Genomic DNA, 15,040 nt, shown 5'->3' on the forward strand with positions numbered 1-15,040 from the left:
GATCAGTCGTCGATATCAACCCATTCTTTACGCCATTCTTGCGGCGCAAAGTCGTCTGGCCAGTACTCAACCTGTTTGGCGATCAGACCGTCTCTAACAGTGCTGAAGGTGAGGGCGCGTCCTTTAATCACTCCATCAGTGACGGATACATCCGTCACCACCTGCTCCCCCTCACACAGGATGTGATTCAGAGAGAATCGCCATTTTCCCTGTGCGGGATAATGGGCGTTGATCAGAACAAAATTCTCGCGCCCCCGAATGACTTCCCCAGATTGCGGCCAATGACAGACATAATCCTCCGACAACATCTCGCTGGCCTTGTGGAAGTCATTGGTTTGCATGAGCTGCCAGTACCTTTCAAGGGTAGATTTGGGTTCCATATTACTCACTTGAAAAATTAGCTTTACATGGTTGTATGGCTAAGAAACTGTATAATTAACTTCAACTCCCCCACCTATAACAGCAAGTACTATACTGCCTAACATTAAGTAAAGGGGTGTTCTCATTTCAGGTTCATAAATAGCGAATATGCCTTGTGCTATGGGCGGAAAAAAGAAGTTTAGCAAAAGGCATACGAATGATACTTGAAATCCTTTTATTAACGACATTATGTAGCCAATAATGAAAATAATTGTTGCGATTGTTTCCATAGTGTTTACTGCGACTCATGTAATTTAGGTGGTACTGGTTTTTTCTCAAATGTTCTGGAATATGGAGCAATGAAAATATATCCCACCATTACTTAGGAGGAACTATACAGTCCATCATCTTCATTCCATACTTGCGAAAGTCCTCTTTGTTGCCAATCATGTCCGGCATATCCTTTCCGACGCGGCTTCTACACATACTTTCAAAGCTCTTTGCTCGCTTCATACAGCTTGCATAATTTGGTGAGCCCTCATCCATGTTGTTGACTTCTAGACAAAGTCCTTCTTTCTGTGCGGACATTAAGTCAAGTAACTCTTCTTTAGTTTCGGGGTTCTCAACAAGGTTGCTGAAGCGGTTAGGGTGAGGCTGCGTAGAGGCCTGAAATATCCTACCCCTAAAGCTAGAATGACAAGAAGGTGCTTCATATATGTATCCTGGTACTGCAATGCTATAAAAATAAAAGACTTAGCGAACACGGATGTGCTATCAAAGATGGTAATGGTGCGAGAAGAGAGAGGTATGAGGGCTAGCTCATGGAATCCTGCATGCCAACGCATCCGTGCCAAGTTGTCAGCATTATAAGTATCAGAACCTGGAAGGCAATATTTTGTCTAGATAATGAGCGAATTATGTTGTGGTAAACAGGGTGAACTGTGCGCTTGGTCTCAACATGGCGTTACCTGAAAGGCTGAGCCTAAGGCGTCACTAACGCCATTCAGAATATGCGTCGTTATCTGCGCCCTGTTGAGGGTGATGTCCATAAGGAATCCAAATATCACGCTGATGTATGCGATATATCCGGTTCCCATGTAGTCGTTGTAGAGAATGGTGTAAAACCAGTCCTGTCCTACAAGGTAAATTGCGGAGCTGATGATCGTTGAGATGATTATCAGTATGCCGGGGACGGCGAGCTGTATATGGGCTCTGGGCTTGACCAGAGAAATGAGCAGTACTGCAAGGAAGGCCGCTAAATTTGTACCGAGAAATATTCGTAAGTCCGCCCTGAGCGCCTCCGTAATATCTATGTACTTTTCTTTTATGATGTTTTCCAATCTTCCTTGTGCGCTTTCCAAGGAAGATATTCGGTTACGAAAGCCGCTTGTGATGGACTGGGATAGCCGCTTTTTCTTTTCGCAGTCATATCCACACATGGAGGCAATGATGCTGGCGATTTTGTCTGGCAACTCGTTTTTGAGATCTTCAAGTATTTGCTGTTCTTCCATACTTAGCGACTTGGCGAGAGTTTCGGCTTTTTCTCTCAGCGATGACGCTTTGCTTTGCTGAAACTTTTCACGGACTTCTTTTTCGATCTGTCCTTGGATAAAGCTCTTTGCTGAACGTTCCAGTGTGTCTGTGGCAACGAATGTAATGGCGAATAAAAAGCCAAATAATATGGCCCCAGTAACGCCAACTGATCTTAGAAATAGCGTCATATCAGTTCCCTTGGGAAACGGGATCGATGCCTGGCTCTTTCTGAGCAAGCATAATTAGGAAACAAGCCGCAATAACTAATAATCCGAACTTCAGGCTAAACAAAATAAACACGCCTATCCCAAAAACAATGGAGGCGCCGGCATATACCGGACTTTCCTGTCTTCGTCTCGCCAGGAACGCAAAGAGTATGGCGGCGAGGGCGCATGAAAACGCTATACCGTAATTGATCCGTACGGCTAACTCTTCGGTAAGTGAAAAGCCGCCAGCGATGAAAGCAGGCTCCGCGACAGGGGGAGCAATAGAGAATGCTGACAATATATGGGCGTAGAACTGTGCGAAGAAAACATCATACTGATCGTTGATAGACCAATAATGCTGAGTGACTCCCAGCAGAAATACGCCTATCGCTGCGAGAATAACGCCTGTTCTGGCTATCCTACTGTGTCTCTTTGACGGCATAAGTTATCAAATCTCAATCATTCATCATGGCCACAGCGTATTGCGTGGAGCTGTCTTCCCTGACTGTCGTTGGGGGGAGTGAAGATGGCGGTCAGTGTACCTCAGGAATTGGGGAACGCCAATGCGACGCCGCGCAACGCTTTAATTGCGCGGCATCTGTGAGGTTTAGAAAGTAACGGAACGCTCATCCATCGGATACAGCTTGCCCTTGTCGATAATGGCGATGCGGGTGGGCGTCACGGAGAAAGCGCCTTGATAGCCGGTCACCTGAACCTTGGGAAAGCTCTGCTTCATTGCATCTTTCAAGCGGCTGGCCCATGGCGCCATTTTGCCTTCGTAACCGCCGCCGCAGGCGCAAACGTGCAGGTTTACAAAAGTGCTGGGCAATCCTTCTTTGGTCAGGGTGGAGGTGAGCTGATCCGGCGTGTAACTTTTCCACTCGCCGCCTTCCCAGGTGTCGTTGCCGTTAACGTTGATTCTTTTCTGTTTGTTTTTCCCCATGTTACGCTCTGCGCCAATGGTCATGGCGTCGGCGGCTCCTGTGCCGTGGGTGACGACATAGAGCGTGTCGTCCTTGGCGAGTTTGCTGAGACATTTGTCAATCCAGCGATACATCGCTTTGCCATTGCCTGAGACGCACTTGTTAGCCAGTATCTGATTAACTGGGATGCCCTTCGCTTTCGCGAATCTCTCCGCGAATTCGCTCATTTCGTCACTGTTTACAGGGATATAAATGTATTCACTTGCCATGGTGTTAGCCTTCTTGTTGATGAGAGCTTCGCCGCTCAGAGTTAGTGATAAATATTCATAACTCTGAAAGCGCTCACCCATGAGGAAGGCCGTCGGTTGAAATAAGGAAAGATTGTGCAAATACAAAGCGCGTTTATGGCTTCTGTTTCGCCAACTCTTTTCTGCGTCTTTCGTAGTCGTCGTAACTTTCATTCGCCTGTTTCATGCAGGCTTCGTACTGCGATTGCTCAATGTATTTTTCGCACTGTTGTCTCTGGTTTTCCCGCATAGCGTAGTAAGCCTGCTCAGTTGAGCAGGCTTGGAGAAGCGCTGCGCTGGCGATGATTGGAAACAGTTGGATGGCTTTGTACATGTTGTTCTCCTTGTATTTCCCTGTTGCAGGCTGGGCCGCAAAACGGCTTTGTGCATTTTTTCTCTGGTTTTTCTTACAGCTGGCGCCCAGTGAACGCGTTAGCGTTATCTCCTGACATAAAGTCATATTTATTGGTCGATAAGCAATTTTATGCCTATAAATTTTTAGCGATAAGCCAAAGTTAGCTTATCGCGCTTTCGTGTTTTTATCCGTACTTATTATAAATCAATAAGTTGTGTGCCGGTGGTAAGCGGCATGACCTTTGCGAAGTATTTGAACGCCTGTGACTAAAAAAATAAAACCTTGAGGTATTCAGTATGAATCGGTACATCCGACTAATCTCTCTCACTCTTTCCGTTCTGTCCTTATCTGTGTTCTCGTCCGGCCTGCGCGCCGCTGAAGAGAAGAATTACATCATGGCGACCGCCAGCACGGGAGGCACTTACTATCCTGTAGGGGTTGCAATCGCCACCCTGACGAAAGTGAAGCTCCAACCCACCCACAAAATCGGCATCTCCGCCATCAGTTCCGCAGGGTCGGCGGAAAACATCAAGTTGATGCGTGATAACGAAGCCCAGTTCTCCATCCTGCAGGGACTTTTCGGCAAGTACGCCTGGGAAGGCTCCGGCGTCTTCGCCAATGAAGGCAAGCAGCGCAACGTCCGCTCCATCACCATGTTATGGCAGAACGTGGAGCATTTCGTGCTGGACAACGAATACGTCAAAACCGGCACTATCAGCGATCTGGTTAACGCCAAGGGCGAACGCCTGGCTTTGGGCTCCAAGAACTCCGGCACCATTGAGTCTAATCGCACTATCCTGGCTAACTTCGGCCTGGATCTGGATAAAGACTTTGACCTCCTGTACGCAGGCTACGGTCCCAGCAGTCAGGCGCTGCAAGACGGTAAAGTAGTGGGCATGGGGACGCCGGCTGGCGTTCCGGTTGGCGCGGTGATTAACGCTTTCGCCCAGCGTACCGACATTACCTTGCTGTCCTTCACGCCAGAGCAAATCCAGCAGGCGGACAATGGTTTCGATCTATGGACGCCTTTCACCGTGAAAGCTGGCGTATATCCAGGCGTGAATAAAGATATCGTTACTATCGCCCAGCCGAACTTCCTGGCGGTGCGTGATGATATTGATGAAGAAACAGTGTATCTGCTTACCAAAGCGATATACGAAAACCTCCCTTTCCTGAACAGCATCCATAAAGCCACCAGCGATATGGCGCTGGAGAAAGCGATCGCCGGCCTGCCGATTCCGTTGCACCCCGGCGCGATTCGCTACTACAAAGAGCAAGGATTGAATATTCCAGACCGGCTGATGAAATAACAGCCTCCATATCTGAGTCACAACGGGGGATGCGTCCCCCGCTTACTTTGGAGATTTGTAATGAGTCAGTCTGCGACGGAGTGGAGTCAGCTCCGTGACAGCCGCGTGTTTTTTTATGCGGCCGTCGTTGTATCCCTGATCCATATCGTTATCAACATGACCGGCTGGATCAGCGGTTTTTGGCCTAATGTCATTCACTTTATCGGTTTCGCCTGGTTATGCGTGGGCTGGTATGTCGCCAGAGACGCCTCAAAGAAGCTAAAGCTATTCAATTACTCGCTGGCGGCGGCCACCACAGCGGCGACGCTTTGGCTGTTTTTCAGCGAGGATACGATTTATGAGCGTGGTTTCCATCTGACCTGGGCGGACTGGATGGCCGGCTGTGTGGTGGTGTTGGCGTCGCTGGAATTGACCCGGCGCATGGCTGGCTGGTTGATACCCACGCTGATTATTATCGCGCTGGGCTATGTCGCGTGGTGGGGGCAATACCTTCCCGGGGTATTCCGCTTCAGCGGGTTGAGTCTTGAAACCATCATGTTTCGCAGTCTTTTCGGCGATGACGGCATGTTCGGAAGCATCGCGACGATTTCTTCCAGCTTCGTGATGATGTTTATCTTGTTCGGCGCTTTCCTGGTGCGCTCAGGCGCTGGGGATTTCATTATCGATCTGGCCAAACGCTCTGCAGGCAAGATGCACGGCGGGCCCGGTCTAATCGCGGTTATCGCTTCCGGTCTCACAGGCACGATTTCCGGTTCTGCTGTGGCTAATACCGCCTCGACCGGCGTTATTACCATTCCTTTGATGAAAAAGGCGGGGTATTCGCCGCGCTTTTCCGCCGGCGTGGAAGCCGCCGCCTCTACCGGAGGGCAACTTATGCCGCCGATCATGGGCGCAGGCGCGTTTGTCATGGCCAACTATACTCAGATTCCGTACACGGACATCGTGGTCGTGTCGTTCCTGCCAGCGCTGCTGTATTTCCTGACGATCGCGGCTTTTGTGCGACTCCAGGCGAAAAAAGAAGGATTGAAGCCTATTGAGGAAGGCAGCCCGGAACCGTTGTCGGTGTTGATGAAACGGGGCGGATACTCATTTCTTATACCTATCGTGTTGCTGATCGGTCTGCTCATATGGGGATTGAGTCCTACCTACGCGGCGGGGTTCGCGATCCTGGCGGTGATTGCGGCGTCCTGGCTGACGCCCAACCGCATGGGCTTCACGGCGATTTGCGACGCGCTGGCTTTAGGCGCCAAGAATATGGTGATGACGGCGCTGCTGCTGATCAGCGTGGGACTGCTTGTAAACGTGGTGGCCACGACCGGAATCGGCAACACTTTTTCATTCATGATTGTGCAATGGGCGGGCGGACAGCTGTGGATTGCTATCTTGTTGATCGCTCTGGCCTCGCTGGTATTGGGGATGGGGCTGCCAGTGACGGCGGCCTATATCATGGTCGCGACCATCGCTGCGCCGGCGTTACAACAACTGATTCTGCAAAACCAGTTGGTGGATTTGCTGGTGGCCGGGCAACTGCCTGAGACTGCGCGAGTGACGTTGCAGTTTATGGCGGGGGTGACGGACGTTGATCTCAGCCAGCCTATTCCTTACGATCAAGCCGCCGCGCTGGTGGGGGGCATCAGCCGGGATATCCTGCCGACGCTGCTGGATGTGGCGATTGCGCCGGAAATGATTACCTTAGCGTTGTTGTCCGCGCACATGATCATCTTCTGGTTGTCGCAGGACAGTAACGTCACGCCGCCCGTGTGTCTGACCGCTTTCACGGCGGCCGCCATCGCCAAGACCTCGCCGATGGCGGCCGGGCTGTCCGCCTGGAGCCTGGCGAAAGCCTTGTATATCGTTCCGTTCCTGTTCGCCTACACGCCGTTTTTGAGCGGTGATTGGGGGGAGGCGCTGCAGATCTTCGTGTTCTCGGCATTTGGCCTGTACGCTTTCGCCGCTGTGTTTGTGGGATGGCTGGGACAGGCCCTTAATCCGGTTATGCGTCTGCTGGTCTTTGTCGCCGCACTGTTGTTGTTGTGGCCGCTTTCGCTGTGGTGGCATCTTGGCGGACTGGGCATGTTAATCGCACTGCGTTTACTAAACCGCACACGCCGCTCTTCAGGGGACGCGCCGCGTATTCAGACGCAGTAATCCCTACGCCCTCTATACCGAAACGAGGGCGTTCTCCCGTTTCACACTAAGCCAGGGACGGCTTCAATTCTCCGACGCCGGAGAGTCTCCCGTTTCAACGCTTTTACTCTTTTTCACGACGCTGTATTCTCGACCGAATCAATTCGTATGACAGCGGACGCCAGATGCGGCCGCTTTACATGAAACATGGCGTACGCCTTTTTCAATGCGAGGCGGCGACAACCTCAAGGGAAGCACTTATGTCCAAAACAACCATCAGCACGGGCGCGATTCTGTTTCAAAGCGGTGAAGCAGGCGACAAGAAAGCGACCCCGGCCAATCAACCTTGTCACATCGTGGTGCTAGCGGATTTCAGCGGTCGCGGTCATCGCGGCGCACATGAGCCGGAAAGCCTGGCGAGACGCAAAGTCATCGAAGTGGACCGGGATAACTTTGATGAAGTCTTTGAACAGTTGAAAGTCGAGCTGGATATCCCTGTTATTGATGATGTCATTCGCTTTCGCGAGCTGGATGATATGCACCCGGATTTCATCTATGACCGCACCGCGCTGTTTGAGAAGTTCAAAAGCCTGAAACGTCGTCTCAAGAGTAACGATACCTTTCAGGCGGCGGCGGACGAAATCCGCGGCTGGAATGGCGTCGCGCCGAAAGCGGAGACGCCTGCCATGGAGGCTAAACCGTCGAGTGCGGGCGCCTCCAGTGACAGCGGTTCTTTGCTGGAAAGCCTGTTGGATAGCACATCTGGCCTTCAACGCTCCAGTAACGCCTTTGATGTGCGCACGCTGGTGCAGGAAATCTTTGCGCCCTATGTGAGCCAGGGACCGGACCCACGCCAGCAGGAAATGCTGGAGGCTGTGGACCAGGCCGCCAGCGATCTGATGCGCAAGATCATGCATCACAGCGCTTTCCATGCTTTGGAAGCGAGCTGGCGCGGACTGTATCTGCTGGTGCGCAGGCTGGAGACGGACGCGAACCTGCGCGTTTTCATCGTCGATGCGACGCGTCAGGAGTTGGTAGCTGACGCGAACGCCGCGGAATCCATTGACGAAACAGGGCTGTACAAGTTGCTGGTGGAGAAACGCAGCGCCAGCGGCGCTACGCCATTCAGTATGATCCTTGCTGATTATGCCTTTGGGCCGGAGTCGGACTCTCTGAACTTTCTGTCCACCCTGGCGGGTTCCGCGCATGTCGTCGGAGCCGCGGCGTTGACTGGCGGGTCCGCAACGTTGGCGGGATGTGGAAATCTGGCGGAGACGCCTGATCCAGACGACTGGAAGGACGTCGTTGATGCGGAATTCTCCGAACAATGGAAATCGGTGAGGGAGCAGGTTAGCGCCGGCAGCCTGGCGATGGTGGCGCCGCGAGTATTGCTGCGCATGCCTTATGGCAAGCGCACCTCCCGTACGGAACGCTTTGATTTTGAGGAGCTGCCGGAGCGTAATCGTCACGCTTTTTATTTGTGGGGTAACGGCGCCTGGCTGGCGGTAATGCTTTTGGCGCAGCACTACACCGATTTCGGCTGGAAATTTGCGCCAGGCAGGAAACAGCAGGTCGATCGCTTGCCTTTGCATGTCTACAGCGAAGACGGGGAGTCAGTGGTGACGCCCTGCGCGGAGATCAATATCACCGATTCGGCAGTGAGAGCATTGAGCCAGGCCGGCCTCATGGCGGTGCGCTCCATTGTGGGTAAGGACAGCGTATTAATTCCGAACTTCCGCTCGATTTCAGCGGTAAATCCCGACCTTACCGGACCCTGGAACGAGTGAGTAGATAATAGTCCGACACCTGGGGAAGGGAGCTCAGATTCCCTTCCTGTCATGTCGACAAATTTGAGGATGAGTAGTAAGCGGTGGTATGAAAATAAGAGTATTGAGCGATCTTCATTTGGAGTTTGAGGACTTTGCGCTCGATGTCGGCGACGCGGACGCGCTTGTCCTGGCTGGAGATATCCATGTCGGCGACAAAGGCGTGCGTTGGGCCTTAGAGCAGACTCCGGCGAAGCCAGTCATTTATGTATTGGGAAACCATGAGTATTACCGACATATTTACCCCAAACTAGCTCGAAAATTACGAGAGATGACCCAGGGAACGCATGTTCATGTCCTGGAGAACGAGTTTGTGGAAGTCGATGGCGTCGTCTTCTTCGGCTGTACGTTATGGACAGACTTTGAATTGCTCTGCGATCCGCGCGTGGCGGGTTTTGAGTGCCAACAGATGATGAGCGATTTTCGGAAAATCCGCAGAGAGCCGGGTTACTCCAAAATCCGCTCATTGGATCTGGCGGTGATCCATACCCGCTCGCTGCACTGGCTAAAAGGCGCGTTCGCTCTTTGCGACGAGACGCATCCAGACAGCCGGCGCGTCGTCGTCACTCATCATGCGCCAAGCAGCCATTCTCTGCCGCTGTACAGGAAAAACCATATTGTCAGCTCAGCATACGCCTCCAATCTGGAGCCTGTGATTGAATCCTTGCAGCCGAACCTGTGGATTCATGGCCATCTGCATAACAGCAGTGATTACCACATAGGATCAAGCCGGGTAGTATGCAATCCCCGAGGCTACCCCGGCGAACGCAATCCGGACTTTGATCCGGCTTTCACTATCAGCCTTTAATATTAATCAGGCAGCCAAATAGCTTCCTTCTATTTGGCTGCAACGCCAGGGCCTGCACATGTCAGGCCCTGTCTCCCGCGGCTAGCCGCCGCGCAGGCGCATCCATGCGCCTGATATGAACATGCTAATATCATTGCCATGTTAATAACTTCATCAACGGAAGCTGGTCTCTTGGAGCGAACAGTATTGTGTCGCTCTGCATTGAATCGCTGCAAAAACAGATCAGGTTTATTTAAGTGAAAAAATATATGAGAAACTTATTACTGACACTCCTTCTAACGAGTGGCGTGACGAATGCCAATGCAGGGGAATGCGTTAACCTGAACAGCCTTCCTTCCAGCAATATTGATAATGAAAGGCTCATAATCGTTTCTGAAAGCATTGCGCTATGTCCTCAGGAAGAGATCATCCTCGGCGTTCGGTTCAAGCTAAAAGCGTCAAATATTACGCTGGACTGCGGCGGCAACACCTTTGACGGAACTATTCCTTCAACCTCTGAAAAAACTTCCAGAGCCCTGGACTCGGCGGCGGCATTGGAGGATGTGACCATTGAGAACTGCGTATTCAAGAATTATCAAAAAGGGCTGCTTCTGACGCCGGCGACACTAGGTATCGGCGGCGCGGATTACACAACCGGGCTTAAACGGTTTCGGGTAAAAAATGTCGCGGTCAGGGACATCGGAGTCTATGACGCCAACAATCCGCTAGGAGGGGAAGGCGTCATTGTCGGCGCATACAGCCAGGATTTCTTGATTGATAGTGTGGTCGTTGAAAATACAAGACTGTCAGGGATCTACCTGGAGGCATACAGCGTTCGAACGCGGGTGGCTAACTCCAGTTTTATTCATAATGGATTCTCCGGCAGCGCTTCCGGGCGTGAAGCCATCGCAATCGACGCCTCCTCTGAGAACGTCATTTCCAACAACTTGTTTAAAGACAATAAGTACGCAGCGATAGCAACCTATAAAAATTGCGGCGAGGCTGGCGTTACACGGACTATGCATGCGAATGACAACCTCATTGAACGCAATACGTTTAGCTATCACGACAACTACAACGGCGGCGCGGCGATTATTATTGCTGCGCGACAGGCGGCTGCGTTATCCGGCTGCTCGGACGATGCGATGCCGGGATACGGCAACCGATACTTTGATTACTCCAGACACAATGTCATAAGGGAAAATGCGTTTGTAAACAATGTCGCCTCTATAAAGGTAATGGACAGCTTTCAAACCATTTCCGGCAATACCTTTCACGGCACAAGCTGGAACGATCTGAGCGACCCGAATGTAAAACACAAATTGGTGTATGACGCTGTCGTCGGGAACGCGCAACTGGCGGAGCTAGGCTCTCCAGTCATTGGCGTCAGCATTCTCGATAATATCACTCGCACTTCAACGACAAATGTAAGTGGCAAGACGTTTGTGCTTAATCATGGCGCCGCTGCCGCGTTTGCGGGGAACCGGGATCAAAACTACCACTGCCTTCCCGAAGAAAAAAGTCCGGGGAATGCCTGCGCGGAGCTGGAGACGCTACCTCCGCCTAACCGATGTGAGGTCGCGGTAACCAAGTGTCCTGCACACCCGCGGGAGAACTGGCTGGATGCAACCTATGGCTCCAACGTGATTCAGTCCACATGCGCGGCCAGAGCCAGGCAGCTCTGGGATTGGTGTCGTCTTGATGATTCTGATTCTTACTCTGTGACGACAGAGTTCTTCAGAAATAATGTTTCTCTTGAGACGACAACATACAACGGCGCAAAGCGCTAAATAAAAGGGGGGGCGCCTGGACGGCGATAAGCTGCGGAAGTCAGGGCCTGGCGCGTGCGGGTCCTGTTGTTTCAGGCAAACGGAAGGGCGCTATGCCTCTACTGGATTAATGGTTAGGGCGATCTTGTTGTGAATATTGATGTGATTGATTACGACTCCCAGTACGCCGAAGCGGTCGCGGATTTATTTCACGGGGCGGTGCATGGCGTTGACTCGCAGATGTATACGCCTGCGCAAAAGGAGGCGTGGGCGCCGACGCCGCCTGATTATGATCGGTGGAAAGCCCGGCTGGATGTCAAAAAACCATTCTTGGCGTTGAGCAATGGGCGTCTGCTTGGCTTTATCGAGCTGGAAGCTGACGGCCATATCGATTGCCTGTATACCCATGTGAAATGTCAACGGCGTGGGGTGGCGACTCAGCTCTATCAGCGGCTTGAACGGGAGGCGACTGACGCAGGTATGACGCGCCTTTATGTCGAAGCATCAAGGGCTGCGCGCCCCTTTTTCGAGTCAAAAGGCTTTGTAACGACGCAACTTAATGAAATACAACGCAACGGTCAGATACTGGTTAATTTCACAATGGAAAAGAAGTTAACAAAACGCTAGCACATTTGGTTTTTTTATATCCATTTGATCTTATCGTCGTTATTTACAGAGTAAATCCTTTACTAAACTGTAAATAATGGCGCCGCATAAATAGTGCTTTTTGGATTTTGCGCCCAAACGGACGAGAACAGCCCGCATATTTATTCACGCCAGAACAACATATCCGTCGCAGCCCGAAGTCATGCGCAGTGAAGCGCCAAGAGGCGAGTCGGCGGGAAGTATCCTCAGAGGGGGGAGTGGACATGGCGGAAGCACCCGTATCATCGTCAGATAAGACCCGTTTAGGGGACCTGTTGCTTGAGCGGAATCTCATCACCCAGGAGCAACTGGAAAGGGCGATGTCTTTGCAGAAGGCATCCCATAAGAAGCTGGGTGAGATCCTGGTCGAAGAACATTTGGTGTCAGACCGGCAAATACGGCGCACTCTTAAGATTCAACGTAATTTACGACGCACCGTACTGACATCCGTTTTAACTTTGTCGCCGTTATTCCTTGCAGGGTGCGGGGGGGCGACGCCGGCCAGCGCTGCGCCAAAAACACAGACTTCGACGGAGAGTTCCATCACTGTTTCAGAAACGGAACTGAGCGGCGATACGGTACTGGATTCGTCTTACACCACTTCTACTAAGGGCGGTAAAGGCGGGACCAAAGGAGGAGGTGGAAGGTGGGGGGATGGCTCCAACAACAGCACTACTGACACCTCCACGGACACTTCCGGGACCACGACGACAACTCAAGACCCCTTTAGTCCCACCACCAATACCTCTGGCGCCACCCAGTCATCAGATCCGTTCAGTCCTTCAGACACGACTACCGACACCAGCCAGACTACGGACCCCTTTAGTCCTACAACGGATACGACTGCATCGAGTAGCAATCAGACGACTGACTCCGGCCAGACGGATACGGGCGACACGACGTTGGCCCCAGATACGTCCACTCAGGACCCGACGACTGACCAGACCCAGTCAGATGACGTGAACATTGTTATTTCCTTGCCGCCAGCCTCGCAATCCGCCGCGGTAGGCTCCTCTGTCACCTTGAACGTCAGCGCCAGCGGCAATAATACGCTCTATTATCAATGGCGTAAAAACGGGCAGAACATTCCTGATGCGGTCACCTCCAGCTATACCATTACCAATGTGAGCGAAGCGGACGCCGGCAGTTATGACGTCATGATTGGCAATGAGAGCGGCGTTGTGATTAGTGATGCGGCGACGCTGGATGTCGTGATCGATCGCACTGCTTTGTTGAGTTGGACGCCACCGGCGACCCGCGAAGACGGCAGCGTGCTCGCGGCATCGGAAATTCAACTTTATCGTATTTATCATCTGTCTGAAGACGGTTCCGTGGAGACGGTATATGAAGCGGCGCCGGATGAAATCAGCTTCTCCTTCGATAACCTGCCCGTAGGCACCCATTACTTTGCCGTTTCGGCAGTGGATGTGAATGGGCTGGAAAGCGACACCTCAGATATTGTGACGAAAAAAGTCTTATAAAAACCAAGGGCGGAGTATCCGCCCTTTTTGCTTCCCTTACTTCTATTGATCAGGCAGACAAATAGCTTCCTTCTATTTGTCTGCAACGACGTGGCCTGCACATGTCAGGCCACGTCTCCCGCGGCTAGCCGCCGCGCAGGCGCATCCATGCGCCTGACTATTAACATGCCAATATCATTGCCATATTAATATTACCCTCACATCCATCAGTAAGCCGGCGCGCTTTCGTATACGATGCCTTTCTCGGCGGCTTGTGCTTTGACTGTCGAGTAAATTTTGTAGTCCAGGGTTTCTTCTTCTGTTCCGCTATCCTTGAGGCGCTGCTCGATGAACTCCTGGCGCTGGCGCGATAGCTCCGCAATCTGCGTACGCAGGGCTTCCCGCTTTTCCGCTGTTTCCTTGATGACTTTCGCCTGTTCCTCTTTTTCCATTGCTTGCAACGGCGCGGGCAGGGCGGCTGGCGCGACAGTCTCCAGGTCGACGCGGCCGCTGCTGATGTCATCGACTAACTCGCTTTCCGCCAGGAAGTTTCCTTCGCCGGCGGCGGAGGCGTTAAAGGCGGCGCGCTTAGCCAGGGCTGCATCGGAACTGACGGCGTTCAGCTTGTCCGTGGCTGCGCTTTTCGCTGCGAGTGCTTTACGCTTTTCTTCCGTACCGTAGAACATCCGGGTTTTGTCCATTTCTTTGGACAAGGACGCTAACCGTTCATCAAACGGCGTGGCGACTGCAACGGCCTGACCGGACTGCTCCACCTGGAAGAAAGAGCCCTGATTCAACTGCGCTATGCGACGCCACTCTGTTTGGGTAAAAGGGTCGTCGCCCGCCTGGATGGTATTGACCACGATGCCTTTGCTCAGGGCGTCTTTCAACGTTTGCGGATATTGCTGTTCGTTTTGGTAATCCATATGCGGTGGGGCGTCGCCGACCAGAAAGATGACCCGGTAACTGTCTTTGTCCTGACTCCAGGAAATTTTGTGTACTGCGTCGAACAACGCCTGATTGACGCTTTCGGGGCCATCGCCGCCGCCTTCAGCCTGGTAATCCATCAATGTCGCGTACATGGAGTCCAGATCAGGAGAAAGGTCGGTGACGCGGGTGATATAGCTGTCTCCACGATCCCTGAAGGCGACCAGCCCCATTTTGATTTCCGGAGCGGGCTGCGCTGAGGCCATGGTGCTGGCGATGGACCAGATGTTTTCTTTCGCCGCCTGAATCAGACCACTCATGCTGCTGGTGGTGTCCAGGGCAAACACCACTTCGATCTTGGCTCGCTTCTCACTGACTGTGGCGATTGGGCTAGTTGTCGTGATCGGGTGGGTGGTCTGGTTGACCGCAGGCTTTGCAATGGCGAGGTTCTGCAGAGTCGGATAAAAGGCGATCACGCCGGCGGTGGCCGCAAACAGGGTGAAGGCGAAGAATTTCGATTTCATG

Annotated in this window: 12 protein-coding genes; 7 read left to right on the forward strand and 5 right to left on the reverse strand. The window is 52.3% G+C overall.

From position 1 onward, the window contains the following. Positions 1-2: 2 nt before the first annotated feature. The 4 genes from HCH_RS04200 to HCH_RS33545 form a co-directional block, all read right to left on the reverse strand. Positions 3-380, reverse strand: a complete 378-nt coding sequence (locus tag HCH_RS04200) for a nuclear transport factor 2 family protein (RefSeq protein ID WP_011394891.1) — start codon at positions 378-380, stop codon at positions 3-5. Positions 381-1,313: 933 nt separating this feature from the next. Next, positions 1,314-2,081 (reverse strand): hypothetical protein, encoded by a 768-nt coding sequence (locus HCH_RS04210; protein WP_011394893.1) that lies wholly within the window; start codon positions 2,079-2,081, stop codon positions 1,314-1,316. Between the two features lie 625 nt (positions 2,082-2,706). Then, on the reverse strand, positions 2,707-3,291 hold the full coding sequence (locus HCH_RS04220; protein ID WP_148212472.1) for a hypothetical protein: 585 nt from the start codon (positions 3,289-3,291) through the stop codon (positions 2,707-2,709). Positions 3,292-3,424: 133 nt separating this feature from the next. Beyond that, the gene (locus HCH_RS33545) at positions 3,425-3,643 is read right to left on the reverse strand and encodes a hypothetical protein (RefSeq protein WP_148212473.1); all 219 of its coding nucleotides are present in this window, start codon (positions 3,641-3,643) and stop codon (positions 3,425-3,427) included. 317 nt (positions 3,644-3,960) lie between these two features. Between HCH_RS33545 and HCH_RS04230 the strand changes: the two genes are divergently transcribed. The 7 genes from HCH_RS04230 to HCH_RS32955 all read left to right on the forward strand — a co-directional run bounded on the left by HCH_RS04230 (position 3,961) and on the right by HCH_RS32955 (position 13,609). Continuing rightward, a complete protein-coding gene (locus HCH_RS04230; protein ID WP_011394898.1) occupies positions 3,961-4,974 on the forward strand; it encodes a TAXI family TRAP transporter solute-binding subunit in 1,014 nt (337 codons plus the stop codon). Between the two features lie 60 nt (positions 4,975-5,034). Further along, positions 5,035-7,122, forward strand: a complete 2,088-nt coding sequence (locus HCH_RS04235; RefSeq protein WP_011394899.1) for a TRAP transporter permease — start codon at positions 5,035-5,037, stop codon at positions 7,120-7,122. A gap of 239 nt (positions 7,123-7,361) precedes the next feature. Beyond that, the gene (locus HCH_RS04240) at positions 7,362-8,888 is read left to right on the forward strand and encodes a type VI secretion system contractile sheath domain-containing protein (protein WP_011394900.1); all 1,527 of its coding nucleotides are present in this window, start codon (positions 7,362-7,364) and stop codon (positions 8,886-8,888) included. Between the two features lie 88 nt (positions 8,889-8,976). Further along, the gene (locus tag HCH_RS04245; protein ID WP_011394901.1) at positions 8,977-9,735 is read left to right on the forward strand and encodes a metallophosphoesterase; all 759 of its coding nucleotides are present in this window, start codon (positions 8,977-8,979) and stop codon (positions 9,733-9,735) included. 287 nt (positions 9,736-10,022) lie between these two features. Continuing rightward, the gene (locus tag HCH_RS04250; RefSeq protein WP_041598415.1) at positions 10,023-11,504 is read left to right on the forward strand and encodes a right-handed parallel beta-helix repeat-containing protein; all 1,482 of its coding nucleotides are present in this window, start codon (positions 10,023-10,025) and stop codon (positions 11,502-11,504) included. 129 nt (positions 11,505-11,633) lie between these two features. Continuing rightward, positions 11,634-12,110: a GNAT family N-acetyltransferase gene (locus HCH_RS04255; RefSeq protein WP_011394903.1), complete on the forward strand. Its 477-nt coding sequence runs from the start codon at positions 11,634-11,636 to the stop codon at positions 12,108-12,110. A 242-nt stretch (positions 12,111-12,352) separates the two neighbouring features. Further along, positions 12,353-13,609, forward strand: a complete 1,257-nt coding sequence (locus HCH_RS32955) for an immunoglobulin domain-containing protein (protein ID WP_011394904.1) — start codon at positions 12,353-12,355, stop codon at positions 13,607-13,609. Between the two features lie 206 nt (positions 13,610-13,815). Here HCH_RS32955 and HCH_RS04265 read toward each other — a convergent pair whose 3' ends face one another. Then, positions 13,816-15,039 carry a vWA domain-containing protein gene (locus tag HCH_RS04265; protein WP_011394905.1) on the reverse strand — a complete coding sequence of 408 codons (1,224 nt, stop codon included), beginning with the start codon at positions 15,037-15,039 and terminating at the stop codon, positions 13,816-13,818. Position 15,040 lies beyond the last annotated feature (1 nt).

The organism is Hahella chejuensis KCTC 2396, from assembly GCF_000012985.1.
Lineage (GTDB): Bacteria > Pseudomonadota > Gammaproteobacteria > Pseudomonadales > Oleiphilaceae > Hahella > Hahella chejuensis.

Coding starts and splice junctions, on each gene's coding strand:
- HCH_RS33545 (WP_148212473.1), bottom strand. CDS start 3,643: ATGTACAAAGCCATCCAACTGTTTCCAATCATCGCCAGCGCAGCGCTT.
- HCH_RS04235 (WP_011394899.1), top strand. CDS start 5,035: ATGAGTCAGTCTGCGACGGAGTGGAGTCAGCTCCGTGACAGCCGCGTG.
- HCH_RS04245 (WP_011394901.1), top strand. CDS start 8,977: ATGAAAATAAGAGTATTGAGCGATCTTCATTTGGAGTTTGAGGACTTT.
- HCH_RS04200 (WP_011394891.1), bottom strand. CDS start 380: ATGGAACCCAAATCTACCCTTGAAAGGTACTGGCAGCTCATGCAAACC.
- HCH_RS04220 (WP_148212472.1), bottom strand. CDS start 3,291: ATGGCAAGTGAATACATTTATATCCCTGTAAACAGTGACGAAATGAGC.
- HCH_RS04210 (WP_011394893.1), bottom strand. CDS start 2,081: ATGACGCTATTTCTAAGATCAGTTGGCGTTACTGGGGCCATATTATTT.
- HCH_RS04230 (WP_011394898.1), top strand. CDS start 3,961: ATGAATCGGTACATCCGACTAATCTCTCTCACTCTTTCCGTTCTGTCC.
- HCH_RS04240 (WP_011394900.1), top strand. CDS start 7,362: ATGTCCAAAACAACCATCAGCACGGGCGCGATTCTGTTTCAAAGCGGT.
- HCH_RS32955 (WP_011394904.1), top strand. CDS start 12,353: ATGGCGGAAGCACCCGTATCATCGTCAGATAAGACCCGTTTAGGGGAC.
- HCH_RS04265 (WP_011394905.1), bottom strand. CDS start 15,039: ATGAAATCGAAATTCTTCGCCTTCACCCTGTTTGCGGCCACCGCCGGC.